Origin of the sequence: Pseudomonas sp. 22082 (genome assembly GCF_052046055.1) — a bacterium.
GTDB classification, from domain to species: Bacteria; Pseudomonadota; Gammaproteobacteria; order Pseudomonadales; family Pseudomonadaceae; genus Aquipseudomonas; species Aquipseudomonas pharyngis.
In genome coordinates this window covers 120,838-138,716 of the sequence record NZ_JBQEQB010000010.1, presented here as the reverse complement: position 1 = coordinate 138,716, position 17,879 = coordinate 120,838, and the positions used below count along the sequence as shown (strand labels likewise).

Sequence of the window (17,879 nt, the reverse complement as noted above, 5' to 3'; positions counted from 1 at the left end):
TGCCTTCCCCCCCTGTAGAGATTTCCATGAAACGTTTCGTTCTGCTCGACACCACGCCGATCCCTGACAACGGTGGCGCCCTGTGCCTGTTCGAGTATGGCGAGGACTTCGTCATCAAGATCCAGGGCGGCGACGGCGGCCAATTGATGAACACCCGCATGCACGGTTCCGAAGACGCGCTGGCCGAGATCCCGTGTCGCAAGGTCGCCGGCCGGCCGAACTCGCGCGTGCTGATCGGTGGCCTGGGCATGGGTTTCACCCTCGCCTCCGCGCTCAAGCATCTGGGCAAGAGCGCCGAAGTGGTGGTCGCCGAGCTGGTACCCGGCGTGGTCGAGTGGAATCGCGGCCCGCTCGGTGAAAAGTCCGGGCGCCCGCTGCTCGACCCGCGCACGGTGATCCGTCAGGAAGACGTAGCCAAGGTGCTGCAAAGTGAGCCGAACGGCTTCGACGCGATCATGCTCGATGTCGACAATGGCCCCGAAGGCCTGACCCAGAAGGCCAATAGCTGGCTGTATTCCGCCGCAGGCCTGGCCGCCTGCGCCAAAGCGATGCGGCCCAAAGGCGTGCTGGCGGTGTGGTCGGCCAGTGCCGACCGGCAGTTTTCCGACAAATTGAAGAAGGCCGGTTTCAAGGCCGAGGAAGTCCAGGTCTTCGCCCACGGCAACAAGGGCACGCGCCACACAATCTGGATTGCCGAGAAGCTCAAGGGCTGAGCTAAACTTGCGTCATAACCGTCATTAGTCTTCTGCAAAGGTGAACCCATGAGTTCGTCCACCCCGACCAACACCTCGAAGCTGGATCGCATCCTCGCCGACAACCAGCGCGACAAGGAAATGGGCTACCGCGACAAGGCCCTGAAGATGTACCCGCACGTTTGCGGCCGCTGCGCTCGTGAGTTTTCCGGCAAGCGCCTGAGCGAGCTGACCGTGCATCACCGCGACCACAACCACGACAACAACCCGCAGGACGGTTCCAACTGGGAGCTGCTGTGCCTGTACTGCCACGACAACGAACACTCGCGCTACACCGACCAGCAGTACTTCGGCGAAGGCTCGCTGAGCACGCCGAAAATCGCCAAGGCCACACACAATCCGTTTGCGGCGCTGGCCGGGCTGATGAAGAAAGAAGACTGAGTTCCCCAACTCTGATCGTTCCCACGCTCCGCGTGGGAATGCAGCCCGGGACGCTCCGCGTCCCAAAGCGGACGCAGAGCGTCCATTGAGGCATTCCCACGCAGAGCGTGGGAACGATCTGTCCTGAATCTGCCCGCCCTCCCCCAATCCCCGTATAATCGCCCTCTTTTCCCGAAGGCACCCCGCTCGTGGCAGACAAACGGTACAGCTGCATTGGTTTGTATAACCCCAAATCACCGGAAAACGTCGGTTCGGTGATGCGCGCCGCAGGCTGCTACGGCGTGTCGACCGTGTTCTACACCGGCAAGCGCTATGAGCGCGCCGCCGATTTCGTCACCGACACCAAGCGCGTGCACTACGACATCCCGCTGATCGGCATCGACGACCTGAAAAAGATCCTGCCGCTCAACTGCGTCCCGGTTGCCGTGGAACTGGTCGACGGCGCCCGCCCGCTGCCGGAATACACTCACCCGGATCGCGCCCTGTACATCTTCGGCCCCGAAGACGGCTCGCTGGATCAGGAGATCCGCGACTGGTGCGAAGACGTCGTGTACATCCCGACCACCGGTTGCATGAACCTCGCCGCCACGGTCAACGTCGTGCTCTACGACCGCATGGCCAAAGGCCTGAACACCCGCTCCGGACCGAAATTCCGCTGAAACGCCGCACATCCGATGGAACGAGCTGACCGCCTGCGCAGTCAGCTTGTTTATCCATTACTCATTGCCTGGAGAAAGATCATGACCGAGCTCAAACGCGTCGAACGTATCGAATCCACCCCGTTTCAGAGCCGTCCCGAGCAGAACGTCGAAGGCTGGGAGCGCATCGGTTCGCTGGCCGGCGGCGTGATCATGGTCGGCAAGGGCCTGCGCCGTGGCGGCGTATTCGGGCTGATTCAGGTGGCGATTGGCGGCGTGGCCATGGCCCGCGGCATCACCGGCCACAGCTCGGTGAAAAGCCTGCTGGAGAAAAGCCGTCAGGACATGAACAACGTGCGGGCGAAGATCGAGCGGGCCGGTGAAGAGCTGAGCAAGCTCAAGGCCAATGCCGAGGCGGCGACCAACACCGCCACCGTGACCGGCAATGACTCGGTGAAATCGCCGAAAGCCGGGGTTTGACCGCTACCGAAGCAACCCGCTATCAAGGACCTTGGACGACTCGCCGAGAACGCTTTCGGCGAGTTGCACAAACTCTTTGGTGTCCACCGTCCCCAGATGCATCGCCCCGCGCAGGACATCATCCAGCGAGCGCTTGTTGCGGGTCTTCAGGCGAATCTCGCCGTCCAGCTCCTGCAATAGCAACACCGCTTTCGACAGCTGCGCCGGGCTGATCTGCTCGCCGCGCAGGGTCGTGACTTTCTGACTGTCCTTGGTCAGTTTCGCCTGCAAGCTCTGATAACGCTCGTCACTCATGCCGCCGGCACGGCGCACCAGTTCAATGGCGTAATACTCGGCGAACCCTTCGCTGATCCAGTCGCTGCGCTGCTCGTCGTTGATCCGTCCGAACACCTGCGCCAGCTCGCGCACCAGTGCGCTGCTGCCGCTTTCGCTGACCAGCGGCAACCGTGTGTTGAGGTAGATCGACTCCCGCGCCGCCAGACTGCCGCGCCACATCGGGTCGTTGGCGCCGACAATCAGCAGTTTGCTCGGATGGCGGGGAAACACCGCCTGCACCTGTGGCCAAACGAACGTCAGCAGCGTCAGCACGTCCATCCGGCGCATGCCCTGCCCTTGCGGCGAGGCCACGGTGACTTCGGTTTCCCCCAACCGCGTGCGGCGGCTGCCGAGGTGGCCGGCGAGCATCCAGCCGGTCGGGCGGTCGAACAGGCGTGACGGATTGTCGATACGGAATTTGTTCTTGCCGATGCGCGGCCAGGCGGTTTCGACGCTCTTCCAGCCGTCGGGCAATTCGAAGTGCAGGCGCGCGACCAGCTCGATGCCGTCCTGCTGATCGAGCCTGGCTGGCGGCACCAGTTCATCGCCACGCATCAGCGCCCAGGTCGGGGTCATGCGCGTGTCGAAGCTGCCGTTCTTGCGGCCGTGGCTGATGCGTACGCGGTAGGTCAGGCTGGCCTTGTCCGCCGTCGGGCGCCAGACCCCGCGCGCCGGTTTGCCCGGCGTCAGTTGCCACTGGCCGTCGGCCTTGAAGTCGCTGTAGTGGCTGCCATCGCCGAGGTCGAAATCCAGGCTGCGCACCGCTTCGCCCTTGGCGAGGGTCAGGCGCACTTCGGCCTGATCGCTCTGCGGCAGCAGGCGTACCTGATAATCCAGATCGACTTTCTTCGCCGCCCACACCGGCGCACTCAGCGCCAGCAGCGTGACGATCAGCGCCCGGCGCAATCCCGTCGCCATACCTGCTCCTTGGTCAATCGTTAACCTGCGCGGAAAATCAGGTGATCTTCCCAGTCGTCTTCCGGCACGCTGCCTTCGGCGAGCATGCGCCCGGACTGGGAAATCCGTTCGTGGTGCACCGCGTCGCGATCACCGCAGACCAGGTGATGCCACAGCGGCAGGTCCTTGCCTTCGCTGACCAGCCGATAACCGCAGGTCGGCGGCAGCCATTTGAACGCTTCGGCCTGGCCCGGAGTGAGCTGAATGCAGTCCGGGACAAACTGCATGCGGTTCGGGTAATCGCTGCACTGGCAGGTTTTCAGGTCCAGCAGTTTGCAGGCGATGCGCGTGTAATAGACGCTGTTGTCTTCTTCATCCTCGAGCTTTTGCAGGCAGCACAGACCGCAACCGTCGCACAGCGATTCCCATTCCTCGTGATCGAGTTGATCGAGGGTTTTGCGTATCCAGAACGGTTCGACTTTGGCGGCCATGGCTCAAGCATCAACATCAGGTGGTGAAAAGGCCGCCAGTCTAGTGCCCAAGGCCCCGTGATCCAAGCGCTGGCGACTGCCGGTTGTGCGGGGCTTGTCAGTTTTTGCACGGCCAAGTAGCTTTGCCGGTCACACCAGGCCTTTGCCGGATGCCATTAACGCTCGACCGCGTCGCATCCGGTGAACTGCAGGCTTGCGCCACAACCCCATCGTTCAGCCCAACTGATCCCGCCGGGTTTCGCTTCCAACCTGTCCTCAAACGTAGCAAGGAATCTTTCGATGAGTGCCAACCCTCGCGTTGCCGAATACGCCATTCACCCGCAGTTCACCGATCGCTGGTCGCCCCGCGCCTTCACCGGCGAAGCGATCCCGGAAGAAACCCTGCTGAGCTTCTTCGAAGCTGCACGCTGGGCGCCATCGGCATACAACTCGCAGCCGTGGCGTTTTCTCTACGCCCGTCGCGACACGCCCAACTGGGAGCGTTACCTGGGCCTGCTCAATGAATTCAACCGCAGCTGGGCACAGCACGCTTCGGCGCTGGTGATCGTGATTTCGAAAACCACCTTCACCGCACCGGGTGCGACCGAGGAAACGCCAGCGCTGTGGCACACCTTCGACACCGGTTCGGCGTGGGGCCATCTGGCACTGCAAGCGAGCCTGAGCGGCTGGCACACCCACGGCATGGCCGGCTTCGATCAGGAGCTGACCCGCAAGGAGCTGAACATTCCGCAAGGTTACGCGCTGCATGCCGCCGTGGCGGTGGGCAAGCTGGGGGACAAGGCAACCCTGGCGGATTACCTGCAAGCACGGGAAACGCCGAGCCCGCGTCGTCCGCTGAGCGAACTGGCGGCTGAAGGCGACTTCACCCTCTAAGCCACACTGCAAAACGAACTGTGGGAGCGGGCTTGCTCGCGAAGAGGNCAAACCGCTTTCGCGAGCAAGCCCGCTTCCACATTTTTCACTGCGGTGAATCAGTAACCGCGTGCGAAATCCACTTCCCCGCGCAACGCCTCTCCCGCCTGATACGCCCGCAAGTTATCCAGAAACAACTGCACCATCATCGGCGGCGAGGTCGGCGCCGAACTGTGCCCGGTCAGCAGCAAGCCCCACGCGGTCCAGAATGGGTGCCGTTGCGGCAGCGGCTCCTGACGGCAGACGTCGATCACCGCGCCGGCCAGATGGCCTTCCTTCAATGCTTCGACCAGATCTGCATCGACCACCGCCACACCGCGCCCGGCGTTGATGAACAACCCGGTCGGCTTGAATTGCTTGAACAGCGCAGCGTCATAGATGTCGTGGGTGTGCTCGGTGTTGGGCAGCAGATTGACCACGTAATCCACCTCGCCGACCAGACGCGGCAAGTCCGCCATAGAACCGACTTCGATAAACGGCGCCTGTTCGCGGGCGCTGCTGGCGATGCCGTACAACTCGACGCCGAACGGCAGCAGGAACTGCGCCACGCTCTGGCCGATGTCACCGGTGCCGACGATCAGCACCTTTCGTCCGACCAGACTCTGGCCGGTGCGGTTGTCCCACTTGCGCTCGACCTGGCTGACCAGCCGCGCCAGCACTTCGCGCTCGTGGCCGAGCATGTAGGTCAGCACGTACTCGGCCATGACCTGACCGAAAATGCCGACCGCCCGGGTCAGGCGGTAATCCCGGCGCAGGCCGTCGGCCAGCAGCGGCGTGATGCCCGCCCAGGTCGATTGCAGCCATTGTGGCTCGTGGCCCTGACGCAACAGGGTCGCCAACAGATCCGGCTGGCCCAGCCACACCGGGCAATCAGCAGCCTGGCGAGCCAGTTCGGCGGAGTCGCCACTGGTCAGCACTTCAAGCTCGGGGGCCGCCTGACGCAGCAGTCGGGCGTATATCGCGTGGTCGTGTTCAGCAATCAGAACGCGCATCTTCAAACCTTTCGCAAACCGTGCAGGCGGCCGTCCACTTCGTGGCAGCCGTCGCCGTAAAAACCGTTCCAGGGGTTACCAGAGGCCCAGGACGGGGCCTCGCGGATCAGACCGGGTCGTTGCGTCGCAGCAACTCTTCGGGCAAGTGCTCGATGTACTCTTCCTCGGCCGGTGGCATTTGCAGGTGATAGCCCTGCTTTTCGAGGTTTTCCAGGACCACGGCGATGTCTTCGCTGGCCAGCTTGCGCTCGGGGGTCAGCACCAGATCGAAGGAATGCTTGGCCTTGCCGAACGCCGCCATCAGGCCTTCCGGCACGCGCTCCAGCGCATCGCTCTTGAGCACGTACAGGTACATGCCGCTTTTCTTCGAACTTTGATAAATGGAACAAATACGTTTCAAGGCTGTTCTCCGGCGGTGGCCAGGCTGTCGAGCAGCTTCTGGCCCATCAATTCGCGGCGCCAGCCACGCAGCGAATCAGGCAATTGGTAAGGGCCCTCGGGGAAGCCGCTTTTGACCAGCGCTTCGAGGGTTTTCTTGCGCAGCATCAGTTCCGGCGCGATGCCCAGACGTTCCGCTTCAGCCTGACCGAGCGCCCGCAGCTGTTTGATCAGCGCGGCGGCTTCGATCGGCAACGGCTCCGGCACGGCTGGCGGCCATTGATCAGGCCCCACACTGCCAGAGCGCTTGATCAGATCAAGCAGAAACTCGCCGTCCTGACGCACGGTACGCGGGTGCATGTCTTCGATCTTGCCCAGCGCGCTGAGGTTGTCCGGTTGGGTCCGGGCCAGCGGCCACAGGGAATGCTCACGCACGATGCGGTTGCGCGGCAAGTCGCGGGCGCGGGCTTCGCGTTCACGCCAGGCACACAGCTCACGCAGCACGGCCAGTTGGGCGCGGGACAGTTTCCACGCCAGTTTGGCCTCGCGATACACCTCGTACGGATCGGTTTCGCGGCGCAGGTTGGCGACCAGTTCGGCGCCGTCCTCCAGCACCCAGGCGTATTTGTCGTCGGACAGTTTCGGACGCAGTTGTACGAAAACCTCCGCCAGATGCACGGCGTCTTCGGCGGCATAGCTGATTTGCGTGTCGGACAACGGACGCTGCAGCCAGTCGGAACGGGTTTCACCCTTCGGCAGTTCGATGCCGAGCACTTCCTGCACCAGACGCGAATAGCCCATCGAGAACCCGAGGTTCAGGTAGGCAGCGGCCAGTTGCGTGTCGAACAGCGGCGCCGGCAGGCTGCCGGTCAGGCGCAGCAGGACTTCAAGGTCTTCGCTGCAGGCGTGCAGGACTTTGAGCACCGCCGGGTTTTCCAGCAACGCGGCCAAGGGTTGCCAGGCGTTGATGGTCAGCGGGTCGATCAGGTAGGCGCGTTTGCCGTCGCCGACCTGCAACAGCCCGGCAATCGGGTAGAAGGTGTCGACCCGCATGAATTCGGTGTCGAGGGCAACGAACGGCAGCTGCTGCCACTCGGCGCAAAACTGCGCGAGGCTATCGTTGTCGCGAATCCAGTGAATATCGATGGCCACACGGCTCTCCCTTCAAGAATGGCGCGCAGTATATATCGCCACCGGCGCTTTCCGCGCCTCTACAGGGCAAGAGCTTGATGAAATCTCCTGCCTGAGGGAAAGAATAGTCTTACAGAGTGAGTCTGCCGGCTCAGTCCTTGGCCAACACGCCGTCGATCACCGCGCCCCGGCAGCCGGCAAACATGTCCAGATCCTGCTGGTAGACCTTGCTCTGCACTTCCAGCAGTCCGAGCATCGAGTGGAACAGATTGTCCTGGCTCAGCGGCTTGTCGCGGCTCATTTGCAGGCAATGGGTGTCGACCGAGTAGGACTTCTGATAGCTGTCGGAGAACCACGCCAGCATCGCTACGTGTTTCTGTTGCTCCGGCGCCAGCATGTACGGCGTGCCGTGGAGGAACAGGTTGTATTCGCCCAGGGATTCGCCATGGTCGGACAGGTACAGCATGGCGGTATCGACCTTGTCCTGATTGCTGCGCAGTACGTCGATCAGGCTCGACAACACATGGTCGGTGTACACCAGCGTATTGTCGTACCCGTTGACGATGCTCTCGCGGCTGCAATTGTTCAGCGCGTTGCTTTCACATACCGGGGTGAAGTGCTCGTATTCCTTTGGATAACGCTTGAAATACTCCGGGCCGTGGCTGCCCATCTGGTGCAGGACCAGTACGGTGTCCTTGTCCAGGTGATCGATAAAGCTTTGCAGGCCTTGCAAGAGGATTTCGTCGCGGCATTCGCTGTTGGCGCACAGCGCCGGGTCTTTCAGATTGCTGACGTCCTGCAGGGTGACGCGATCGCAGGTGCCCTTGCAGCCGGACTGATTGTCGCGCCAGATCACGTCGATCCCGGCACGCTTGAGCACGTCCAGCAGCCCTTCCTCATTCTTCGCCTTGCTGGCGTCGTAATCCTTGCGGCCCATGTTGGAGAACATGCACGGCACCGACACGGCGGTTTCCGTGCCGCAGGAATGCACGTCGGTGAAGGCGATCAGGCCGGCTTCCTTGTCCAGTTTCGGCGTGGTGTCGCGGCCATAACCGAGGATGCCGAAGTTTTCCGCCCGGGCACTCTCCCCCACCACCAGCACCGTCAGGGATTTGCGCGGATGGTTCTGCACGGCGGCATTGCGCTGGGCGTCTTCGCCGATCATGACAAACGGTTGCTGCGCCGAAGCCACCTGCTCGCGCAGATAACCGGCCGAAGCACCGATGTAGTTGCTCGGCACCAGCATCAGGCGAATTTCGTGGTGATTGCGAAACAGCGAGGACAACCCCTGATAGTTGGCCAGCGCCACGCCGCCAATGACGGCAACCGACGCGACACTCACCACAACTTTGCTTAATAACTCGCGATGCCAGCGACGATAGTTGACTGGAACTTTCCATAACAACCAGGACGGCAAGACACCCAGAAAAACGATATAAGCCAGCAACTTCAAAGACAGCAGGTCGCGAACTTCCGTGGCATTGGTTTCGGCAAAGTTGCGAAACATGCCGGCATCGATCATGACCCCGTATTGGCTCATGAAATACGCCACGCCGGCACTGACCATGAACAACAACGTCAATACGGGTTTCAATACGGGTCGAAACGCCAGCAACGTCAACACGATGTTATATGCCGCGAAGATCATCACCCCGAACGCAATACGCATGGCAATGCCCTTGCCGTCCGCAGCGGTGATGTCGAACAGGTGTTGCCAGAGAACGAAATTGAATCCGGTCAAAAGAAAGGCGCTGGCAAACAACGTCACCCATTCCGGGCGCACGGCTTTTAACTTGAACATGGCGAGGGGCGATTTCCTTGAAATAAGTGCCGTCGTCAATTGTGAAAATTTCATTGACTCAGACCACACAAACTTTATGCAGGCAACCATCAATTTTTTGTGAAAAAGAAGCCAACGATTAGTTGGCACATGAAACAACCATGAAACTTTCGGTGTATTTGAGAATGGTTCAGCTGTGGTTCAGTCGCGGGCAACGAAAACGCCGTATCGAATTTCTCGATAGCGCTCCCGACTTTCTGATTTGCCGCCCCGCTCGCCTGCCCGCCTAATCGACAGTCTCTGGTTCAAAGGTTTGAAGATGGAAAACGTTCGCGCCGCTGCCCGCCCCGCCCTCTGGCTGATGCTCGGCATCATCCTGGTCGCCCTCAACCTGCGCCCGTCGATGGCGGCGGTCGGGCCCTTGCTCTCGGCCATTCGCGGCGATATGCCGCTGAGTTTCAGCCTCGCAGCGTTGCTGACGCTGCTGCCGGTGATGGCGATGGGGCTGGCGATGTTCTTCGGCATGGCGGTCAGCCAGCGCCTTGGTGAACAACGCACGGTGCTGCTGTCGTTGCTGATCATTGGCGTGCCAACGCTGTCGCGGTTGTTTCTCGACTCGGCGGGCGGATTGATCGCCAGCGCCGTGCTGGCCGGGATCGGCATTGCACTGATCCAGGCCTTGATGCCAGCGCTGATCAAATCGCGGTTTCCCGACAACGTGGCGCTGTGCATGGGGCTTTACGTCACCTCGATCATGGGCGGCGCGGCGCTGGCGGCTTCGTTTGCACCGTGGGTGTTGATGCAGACCGGCAACTGGCGGGCAGGTCTGGCGGTCTGGGCGGTTTTGGCACTGCTCGCCATTCCTGTGTGGTGGACAACCCGCGCCACGTCACCGGACACCATCCGGACCGTCGTCAGAAAAGAATCTTTCTTGACGAATTCCCGCGCCTGGTTGCTCGCGATCTTCTTCGGTCTGGGCACCGCGTCCTACACCTGCGTGCTCGCCTGGTTGGCGCCGTACTACGTGGAAAAAGGCTGGAGCGAACAAAACGCCGGCCTGATGCTGGGTTTTCTGACGGCCATGGAGGTGATTTCCGGCCTGGTGGTGCCAGCCATCGCCAATCGCAGCCGTGACCGACGCCTGGTGCTCGGCGCTCTGCTCGGATTGATCATCGCCGGATTCCTGGGTCTGATCCTCAGCCCGCAGCACCTGAGCCTGCTGTGGCCCTGCCTGCTCGGGCTGGGCATCGGCGGACTGTTCCCGATGAGCCTGATCGTATCCCTCGATCACCTCGACGAACCGCAACGAGCCGGCGGGCTGACCGCATTTGTACAAGGCATCGGCTATCTGATTGCCGGGCTCTCGCCCCTGATGGCCGGCGTGGTTCGCGATCGACTGGGCAGCTTCGAGTGGGCGTGGTGGTCACTGACGGCAGTGATGGCGCTGATGCTGCTGATGGTGCTGCGTTTCAACCCGCGGCATTACGCGCGGCACATGGGTTAATCTGGCAGACCCGTCTGGATAAAGGCTTCTGGCCATCTTTGCCGGGTTTGATTGGGCACGTCGTGTTACTAAAACTTTCTGTCCCACAACTGACCGTGAAACGTCCTACAGGGCTTTCTCCTGGCACCATCGTTCCGTTACGATCATGCGCACACGTTTGCGCGGATTCGGCGCAAGGAGCACAGCGAGACAGAACGGATGCTGAACAGTAACTTGCTTAGAAAGCTCGACATGCAGGATCTCATGGTGTTTGTCGCCGTGTATGAGCAAAGCAGCGTCACCGACGTCTCGGAGGCGCTGTTCGTCAGTCAGTCCACTGTCAGTTACTGCCTGAAAAAACTGCGCACCAGCTTCGAAGACGAATTGTTCGTCAACACCCGCACGGGCATGCGCCCGACCTACAAGGCCAGCAGCATGTATGGCCATGTGCAGAAAATCCTCGAAAGCATCAACCTGTGCCACGCCGGCGCCCCGACCTTCGACCCGATGGCGCAACCGGTGACCTTCAACATCTGCGCCCCGGAATACTTCGAACAACTGATCCTGCCGCGAATGTTGAAGCGCTTCGACTTCGATGACTTGCCGGTGATGGTCAACATGCACAAGTTCGAAACCGACGTGCCGGTCGAAGAGTTGCGCGACGGCAGCCTCGATCTGGTGATCTGCTTCGGCCCGCACTTCCATCGCAGCCACGCCGATCTGAAATCACGCATGCTGCTGGAAGATGACCTGGTCTGCGTGTTCGACAAACGCGCCACGCCGCTGGAACCGCGCCTGAGCCTGCAAGCCTTCACCGAACGCCGGCATGTGTTCCCGACACCGTGGACGTCGACCACCAACATGGTCGATGGCTGGCTGGCGCGCCAGGCGCAGAAACGCCAGATCGTCGCCCGCTCCAACAGTTACAGCGCGGCGTTGAAGATGATCACCGGCACCGATTTCATCCTGACCCTGCCCCGGCGCATTCAGCGTTTACTGACCAACGACGCGGTGTTCAATCACTGCGAGGCGCCGAACGGCCTGCCTGGGTTCACCCTCGACATGCAGTGGAGCCACAACGTCGATCAGGACAGCGCCAACCTCTGGCTGCGCGAGCAGGTCATCAAGACCTGCGCGGAACTGGAAACGGCCTGAGTTCTACACGCCGATGGCGATCTTGTTGTAGCCCCCGCGGTCAATGTCGAGCAGCTCCACACTCAACTGCACCTCAACCCCGGCCGGCCATTCACACAGATCCTGCAATACCGCCAACAGGCTCTGCGACAGTTGCGTCTTGATCTCCGAGGAACGACCGCTGAGCAGCGCCAGCCTTACCGCCACAAAGGCGCGCTCGTTCATGGCGGTACCGACCTTGAAGGTTTCAACCTTGGTGGCACGACTCTTGATATCGAACTCCGCCGAGAATTGACCGGAACCCACCAGCGTGTTGTTGAGCCGGATCAACGCCACGTCGGCGTTCAGTTGCGGCAGGTTGGCGGTGTATTCCAGGTGCAGATGTGGCATCTCGGTGCTCCAGCGGTTCGGCAGAAAGGTCGTACATATAACACAGCATCGTCTGACTCACTCCAACGACGACATCACCGGCCGCTCACTCATGAATTGCTCCAGCCGCGAACGCAGCCAGCGCTCCGCCGGATCGCTGTCGACGTGGCTGAGCCAGACCATCGACAGGTCGAGGGTCGGGGTCTTGAACGGGAACGGCTCCTTGAACAAGAACCCGGAAGCGGCCATGGCGTCGGCGGTGTAATCCGGCAGGCTGGCGATCAGGTCGGTGCCGGCCAACAGCGCCGGCAACGAACTGTACTGCGGCACCGACAGCACCACCTGACGGGTGCGACCGATGTCCGCCAGCCACTCATCGGCGTAGCCACTGACATTGGCGGTGTGGGAAACCAGCACGTGAGGACGTGCGCAATATTCATCGAGGGTCAGCGGCGTGTCGGACTTGTCGGCACGCAGGATGCTCGGCTGAATGTGTCGCAACAATTTGCGCTTGGCATTGGCCGGAAGGCCGCGGGTCTGGCTGATGCCGACGGTGATATCGCCCGCCGCCAGCAAGTCGGGAATCCGCCAGTAATCGACATGCTGTACGACGAACACCACGCTCGGCGCCTCCTGACGCAAGGCGCGCAACAGCGGCGGCAGCAGGCCGAATTCGACGTCGTCCGACAGGCCGATGCGAAACGTCATGGTGCTGACGGCGGGGTCGAAATCACGAGTCAGGCTCAGCGCCACCGACAGAGAATCGAGCGCGGGCTTGAGATGGCGATAAATGTCTTCGGCACGGGCAGTCGGCTCCATGCGATGGCCAACGCGAATGAACAACGGATCGTTAAGCAGGGTGCGCAGACGGTTGAGCGCCGAGCTGATCGTCGGCTGGCCGAGAAACAGCTTCTCGGCGGCCCGCGTCACGTTGCGTTCGAGCATCAAGGTCTCGAACACCACCATCAGGTTGATGTCGGCCTTGCGAAGTTCATTGCGGTTCATCCATTGCCCCCCGATCCCCAGATGGCGGCAGTGTAGAAAGGCCGTGGGGGCGGCGTCCATCGAAACGCTGCATCATTGCACCGTTAACGTCTTCAGCCCCAGGCCCATAATCCGCGAATCGTCGTTGATACCCAGCTGCCGAGGGCTGACGGCATCCGGCAGCTGCAATTCGATGTCGAGCCGGTCATCCCTCCCGAGGCGCTGGTTGAGCGCGGCACTGATCGGAATCTCCAGGCGGTTGCCTTGAAACTGCGTCAAACGGGTCTCCAGTACCCGTTGGCCATTCAGGCTGACGATCACCCGCTGGCCGGGGTGCCCGGGCTGAATGAATGCCAATGCGTCGATCACGATCGAGCGTGCCGGTGGCGATACTCTCAATTGGATTTTCGCCTGTTGTCCTTCCGTCCACGTCCCCCAGCTTTCCGGCTTCGACCAGCCGCCGGTCAGTTGTCGGTTGCGATAGTTGAAGGTGAGCGTTTGCCCTGGACGAGTGAGCGGCGTGAGCAATATCTGCTGCCCTTCATCAGGCATCTGCAGGCATTCCCTGCAGCGCTTCCAGCCAGGCGCCAGTAACGCTACCCCGTCCACGCGCGTCAACAGATCGGTTTCACTGCTGATGCTCCATGCGGCATCGACCAGAGCGTCGTCATCAAGAACGTACAAGGAGTCCGCGTCGTACTGCCCCGAATCGAACATCGCGCGTGCTTTCTGTTGTGCTTGCGTCAGCGCCGAAGTGCTCATGCGTCCCAGATACACCGCATCGGTTTTCATCCCGTGGGTCGCTGCGAAACCGGCGATCATCTGCCAGCGATCGCTCTGATTCTGCGGCATCAGGCTGCGCACATTGGCGTAACGCGCAGCAGCACTGGCCCAGAAGGAATCAACCATCGGGCTACTCCAGACCGATGACGGCGCGAGCATTTTCCCCTGCCTGATAGCCATCCATCCGCTGCGGGTGTCGGCAACCTGGATCAACAACGCGACGGCAAGCAGAGCGATGGCGATGCGTGGCCGGTAACCGCGTATCACCAGAAAAATCATGGTCAGGATGCAGGCATACAACACCGGCCAGAACATCCGCCCCGAGGCCCGAAAAATACTGGCCAGGGCAATGACGCCATCCGGCAGCGGATACTCGAACGTCAACGCCCCAATGCCTATTCGGTTCGACAGCGCGAAAAGCCATAAACCGAGCATGACCAGCAACAGCCATGGACGAGCACGTACTTCATCCTTCAAGGAATGCCGGTTGCGCAGCCAGGCCAAAAAAGCCGGCGGCACCAGCAACAGAACGCCCAGGCCAAAGTAGTTGAAACCTTCGTAATCTCCGTCAGCCTTCGGCAGGTCGGGCAGGATCAATGACCAGCCGGCCGGGTCGAGGGGCGACAGCAGATTCATCCGGTACAAACCAAAACCGCCCGAGGCCGCACCATCGGCAATGCTGAAGTACCCGGCCTGCCAGCAACACATGCTCACCAGGGCGAAAAGCATGCCGCCCTCGATCAAACCCTGACGCCGACTCAAAGAATGAATGAAAGTCTTGCCCAGCAGATCCAACACCCAGATCAGCGCAACCATGGCCAGCAGATAGGCGTGCACCCATGCCGTCACCGCCAGCAAGGTGCCCCAGGCCAAGCGCCGTCGGCGCAGGTTCGGCAGCAGCGCGAGGTATAACGCAGCCAGGATCAGGAAATGGCCGGCCAGTGAAAGATGCCCGCCCATGCGCAAGAACATCGCTGGCGAGAACACCAGCAGCCCGGCACCCAGTAGTCGAATCACGGGATTGGCCGTCATCAGCCCCATCAGTTTCCAGCCAAACCAGGCCTGCAGGACACAGCAGGCCAGCAGCCACAATCCGAAATACTGAAAGGTGTCCGGCAACCAGGCACTGAATGGTTTGAACAACAGCGCCAGTAGTGGATTGGAGTCGGAAAAAATGATCGCGCTACCCAGTTCCAATCCATATGACGGATTGAGCCCGAGCGGGAAAGTCCACGGCGAATGTCGGAAAAACGCCCAGCCCAGATAATGCGTGGCCGGATCGCCCTGCTCCAGCCAGGTAATGTTCTGCGGGTTCAGCGCTTGCGGTCCGACCACCAGAAAAAACACCAGAGCACCCAAAAACAATGGCAACAGGGAAAGTGCCGGGTGCTCCTGTGAGTCCTTCATCGATACGTCCAGAAGTTATGCAGTACGAAGGTGAATGCCGGAATCGTCAGCGCCACGGCACCGATTCCGGCGAGATAGTGCAGCCCGGCCATCTGTGCCGCCCAGGCCACGAACATCGCCAACAGGAAACCGCCCGCCGAAACCAGCATGAAACGCAGCAGGGTTTTACCGTGCAGTCGGGCCGAAAAACTCCAGGTGGTGTTGATCACGTAGGACACCAACGTCGCCACAATAAAAGCCACACCGTTGGCCAACGGAGGCAGGGGGCTGACAAAATTGATGAACAGCACCGCCACCAACGCATGCAATGCGGTGACAAACAGACCGGTCACGGCAAAGCGCAAGCCGCGCTGAATCAAGGCGGATCTTTCGGTGGGTGTCACGGCTTGCGCGCCAGCACGAAGACACTCAGACCAGCGAGGCGGTTGATACCCATCACCGGCAGCTCGAGACTGCACAGGGTTTTCAGCAGCATATTGACCAACGGATGGTGTTTTTTCAGCTGCGAGCGCGGGGCCGAACCTCGAATGCCGCCAGGTATCAGGCGCGACGCCAGCGCAATCGGGAAGACCGCGCCGAAGTAATAGGCGCCCCGCTCCACCGTCAATCCGGCGTTACCCGCCAGAGCCTCGAATTGCTTCAGGGTGTAGCGACGCTTGTGTTCGAGGAAATCATCGTGCCCGCTCCACATGAACTGGAACGCTGGCACGGTCATCAAAAAGCGGCTGCCGGATGGCACTTTATCGACGTAGGACTTGAGCAGGCCGAGGTCGTCATCGACGTGCTCCAACACATCCATCAGCAACACCAGATCAGCGTCGACGTTGTCGATCGAGCGACGGTAATGCACCGGTTTACCGGCGGTGGTGGCGCTCGAATCGGCCGGGTAGCTGATGTCCACGCACCACGCTTCGCGCGCCGCCGTGTGGCTCAACAAATGATGGGAGAAGAATCCTGAACCGGCGCCGACGTCGAGAATTCGTTTGATCGGCGTTTCACCCAGCAAGCGGCGGGTGGCGGCCGCTTTGGAGCAGTAATACCAATGCTCGCCGATGCTGTCGCCGAGGATGTCGGTTTCCTTGAGGTCCATCTGTCAGTCCTTGGATTCGTAGATGCGGCGCACCAGGAAAACCGGCCGGCGCTTCGCTTCGATATAAGTGCGGCCCAGGTACTCGCCGAGCACGCCGATGCCAATCAACTGCAAACCGCCGAGAAACGTCACGGCCACCATCAGCGAGGCGTAACCGGGCAAGTCAACGCCATGAATCAGCGTGCGCAGCACAATGAACATCGCAAAGGCGAACGACACCAGAGAGACCAGCGCCCCCAGATACGTCCAGATCCGCAACGGTTCGGTGCTGAAACTGGTGATGCCCTCCAGGGCGAAATTCCACAGCCGCCAGCCATTGAACTTGCTCTGCCCCACCGCCCGCTCCGGGCGTTCGTACTCGACCTGGGTGGTGCGAAATCCGACCCAGGCGAACAGACCTTTCATGAAGCGCCGGGATTCGGGCAGCGTCAGCAGCGCGTCGACCACGCAGCGATCCATCAGCCGGAAATCACCGACGTTTTCCGGCAATGACTGTTCGGCAATTTTGTTGTGCAGGCGATAGAACCAACTGGCGGAAGTTTGCTTGGCCCAAGTGTCGTTGCGCCGGCTAAGGCGATGGCCGAGCACCACCTCGAAGCCTTCACGCCAACGCTCGATCATTTGCAAAATGACCTCGGGCGGATCCTGCAAATCGACATCGATCGGCACCACGATCTGCCCGGTGCAGAGCTGCAGACCGGCGGAAAGCGCCGCCTCCTTGCCGAAGTTACGGCTCAGATCGACGATACGGATGCGCGAGTCGCTCTGCTGGCAGTGCAGCAAGCGCTCCAGCGTTGTATCGGAACTGCCGTCATTGACGAACACCAGTTCCAGCTCGACCAGCGTCTCTTGCTCGAAAACCTGCCGAATGCGCAGGAGAAAACCGTCGAGGCTGTCCTCTTCATTGAATACGGGCACTACCAGCGACAGCGTCACCGGGCCCGCGTGTTGCGTTCCGTGCGGATGGGTCAATGGAGTGCTCTTTTCTTATAGTGTTGGTGGGTCGCCGAAACGGATTCGACGCCATGAGCCTCGCCGTATTAAGCAGCACCCAACCAGGTCACGCAAGGGCGCCGCGAGGACGTACCTGCCAATCCAAAGGTCGATCCCGACGCTCTGCCCCGCACCTGACGGAAACATTCTCCAACGATTGGAAACAAATCCTCGATAGCCAAAAAACCGCGCTCCGCTAGGCTTGCGTCGAAGCGACAGGTTGTCGCACAAACGCATCGCATGGAGCGAATTGAATGTATTTCGAGATTTACAGGCAATCCAAAGGCACCCCGAGCACCGGTAAAGGCCAATGGCGCTGGAGATTAAGGGCGGGGAATCACGAGACGGTCGCCAGTGGCGAATCGTACGTGAACAAGGCGGATTGTCTGCATGTGATCGAGTTGATCAAAGGTGTGAAGGGTGAGACACCGGTCAAGGAGATCTGAGGAAAACCCAAGACGCCGGGCTGCCTGTATTGGCAGCTCCGGC

The 17,879-nt window shown here is 60.9% G+C and carries 20 protein-coding genes; 8 read left to right on the top strand and 12 right to left on the bottom strand.

Features of this window, described 5'->3' with window-relative positions; genetic code table 11:
- Positions 1–26 precede the first annotated feature (26 nt).
- The 4 genes from ACTJK9_RS14185 to ACTJK9_RS14170 all read left to right on the top strand — a co-directional run bounded on the left by ACTJK9_RS14185 (position 27) and on the right by ACTJK9_RS14170 (position 2,251).
- A complete protein-coding gene (locus ACTJK9_RS14185; protein ID WP_011332930.1) occupies positions 27–713 on the top strand; it encodes a hypothetical protein in 687 nt (228 codons plus the stop codon).
- A 48-nt stretch (positions 714–761) separates the two neighbouring features.
- Positions 762–1,133: a YajD family HNH nuclease gene (locus ACTJK9_RS14180; RefSeq protein WP_007944009.1), complete on the top strand. Its 372-nt coding sequence runs from the start codon at positions 762–764 to the stop codon at positions 1,131–1,133.
- Positions 1,134–1,321: 188 nt separating this feature from the next.
- On the top strand, positions 1,322–1,792 hold the full coding sequence (locus ACTJK9_RS14175) for an RNA methyltransferase (RefSeq protein WP_007958066.1): 471 nt from the start codon (positions 1,322–1,324) through the stop codon (positions 1,790–1,792).
- An 81-nt stretch (positions 1,793–1,873) separates the two neighbouring features.
- On the top strand, positions 1,874–2,251 hold the full coding sequence (locus ACTJK9_RS14170) for a YgaP family membrane protein (protein ID WP_039772634.1): 378 nt from the start codon (positions 1,874–1,876) through the stop codon (positions 2,249–2,251).
- Positions 2,252–2,254: 3 nt separating this feature from the next.
- Here ACTJK9_RS14170 and ACTJK9_RS14165 read toward each other — a convergent pair whose 3' ends face one another.
- Entirely contained in the window at positions 2,255–3,484 is a 1,230-nt protein-coding gene (locus ACTJK9_RS14165) for a hypothetical protein (RefSeq protein WP_085611598.1), read from the bottom strand.
- Positions 3,485–3,504: 20 nt separating this feature from the next.
- Entirely contained in the window at positions 3,505–3,954 is a 450-nt protein-coding gene (locus ACTJK9_RS14160) for a YcgN family cysteine cluster protein (RefSeq protein WP_085611599.1), read from the bottom strand.
- Between the two features lie 279 nt (positions 3,955–4,233).
- Between ACTJK9_RS14160 and ACTJK9_RS14155 the strand changes: the two genes are divergently transcribed.
- Positions 4,234–4,827 carry a nitroreductase family protein gene (locus ACTJK9_RS14155; RefSeq protein WP_102717527.1) on the top strand — a complete coding sequence of 198 codons (594 nt, stop codon included), beginning with the start codon at positions 4,234–4,236 and terminating at the stop codon, positions 4,825–4,827.
- Between the two features lie 98 nt (positions 4,828–4,925).
- Here ACTJK9_RS14155 and ACTJK9_RS14150 read toward each other — a convergent pair whose 3' ends face one another.
- The 4 genes from ACTJK9_RS14150 to ACTJK9_RS14135 all read right to left on the bottom strand — a co-directional run bounded on the left by ACTJK9_RS14150 (position 4,926) and on the right by ACTJK9_RS14135 (position 9,168).
- Complete coding sequence (locus ACTJK9_RS14150) at positions 4,926–5,858, bottom strand: D-2-hydroxyacid dehydrogenase (RefSeq protein WP_440814457.1); 933 nt, start codon at positions 5,856–5,858, stop codon at positions 4,926–4,928.
- A 106-nt stretch (positions 5,859–5,964) separates the two neighbouring features.
- Positions 5,965–6,258, bottom strand: a complete 294-nt coding sequence (locus ACTJK9_RS14145; protein ID WP_007958052.1) for a YcgL domain-containing protein — start codon at positions 6,256–6,258, stop codon at positions 5,965–5,967.
- Positions 6,255–7,388 carry a ribonuclease D gene (rnd, locus tag ACTJK9_RS14140; protein WP_039772643.1) on the bottom strand — a complete coding sequence of 378 codons (1,134 nt, stop codon included), beginning with the start codon at positions 7,386–7,388 and terminating at the stop codon, positions 6,255–6,257. Before rnd ends, ACTJK9_RS14145 begins: the two co-directional genes overlap by 4 nt.
- 130 nt (positions 7,389–7,518) lie before the next feature.
- Positions 7,519–9,168 (bottom strand): phosphoethanolamine transferase, encoded by a 1,650-nt coding sequence (locus ACTJK9_RS14135; protein ID WP_440814453.1) that lies wholly within the window; start codon positions 9,166–9,168, stop codon positions 7,519–7,521.
- Between the two features lie 298 nt (positions 9,169–9,466).
- Here ACTJK9_RS14135 and ACTJK9_RS14130 point away from each other — a divergent pair, with 298 nt between their 5' ends.
- The gene (locus ACTJK9_RS14130; RefSeq protein ID WP_440814450.1) at positions 9,467–10,651 is read left to right on the top strand and encodes a cyanate transporter; all 1,185 of its coding nucleotides are present in this window, start codon (positions 9,467–9,469) and stop codon (positions 10,649–10,651) included.
- 198 nt (positions 10,652–10,849) lie between these two features.
- Positions 10,850–11,785 (top strand): LysR family transcriptional regulator, encoded by a 936-nt coding sequence (locus ACTJK9_RS14125; RefSeq protein ID WP_064594151.1) that lies wholly within the window; start codon positions 10,850–10,852, stop codon positions 11,783–11,785.
- 3 nt (positions 11,786–11,788) lie between these two features.
- Here ACTJK9_RS14125 and ACTJK9_RS14120 read toward each other — a convergent pair whose 3' ends face one another.
- The 6 genes from ACTJK9_RS14120 to ACTJK9_RS14095 all read right to left on the bottom strand — a co-directional run bounded on the left by ACTJK9_RS14120 (position 11,789) and on the right by ACTJK9_RS14095 (position 17,369).
- On the bottom strand, positions 11,789–12,154 hold the full coding sequence (locus ACTJK9_RS14120; RefSeq protein WP_085611603.1) for a 5-carboxymethyl-2-hydroxymuconate Delta-isomerase: 366 nt from the start codon (positions 12,152–12,154) through the stop codon (positions 11,789–11,791).
- Positions 12,155–12,211: 57 nt separating this feature from the next.
- The gene (locus tag ACTJK9_RS14115) at positions 12,212–13,138 is read right to left on the bottom strand and encodes a LysR substrate-binding domain-containing protein (RefSeq protein WP_085611604.1); all 927 of its coding nucleotides are present in this window, start codon (positions 13,136–13,138) and stop codon (positions 12,212–12,214) included.
- Positions 13,139–13,210: 72 nt separating this feature from the next.
- Complete coding sequence (locus ACTJK9_RS14110) at positions 13,211–15,307, bottom strand: DUF6311 domain-containing protein (RefSeq protein WP_440814447.1); 2,097 nt, start codon at positions 15,305–15,307, stop codon at positions 13,211–13,213.
- Positions 15,304–15,690, bottom strand: coding sequence for a GtrA family protein (locus ACTJK9_RS14105; protein ID WP_064594141.1), 387 nt, complete (start codon positions 15,688–15,690; stop codon positions 15,304–15,306). The genes ACTJK9_RS14110 and ACTJK9_RS14105 overlap by 4 nt, the downstream gene beginning before the upstream one ends.
- Complete coding sequence (locus ACTJK9_RS14100) at positions 15,687–16,397, bottom strand: class I SAM-dependent methyltransferase (RefSeq protein ID WP_440814444.1); 711 nt, start codon at positions 16,395–16,397, stop codon at positions 15,687–15,689. The genes ACTJK9_RS14105 and ACTJK9_RS14100 overlap by 4 nt, the downstream gene beginning before the upstream one ends.
- A 3-nt stretch (positions 16,398–16,400) precedes the next feature.
- Complete coding sequence (locus ACTJK9_RS14095) at positions 16,401–17,369, bottom strand: glycosyltransferase family 2 protein (RefSeq protein ID WP_440814441.1); 969 nt, start codon at positions 17,367–17,369, stop codon at positions 16,401–16,403.
- 275 nt (positions 17,370–17,644) lie between these two features.
- Between ACTJK9_RS14095 and ACTJK9_RS14090 the strand changes: the two genes are divergently transcribed.
- Complete coding sequence (locus ACTJK9_RS14090) at positions 17,645–17,836, top strand: YegP family protein (RefSeq protein ID WP_039772660.1); 192 nt, start codon at positions 17,645–17,647, stop codon at positions 17,834–17,836.
- Positions 17,837–17,879 lie beyond the last annotated feature (43 nt).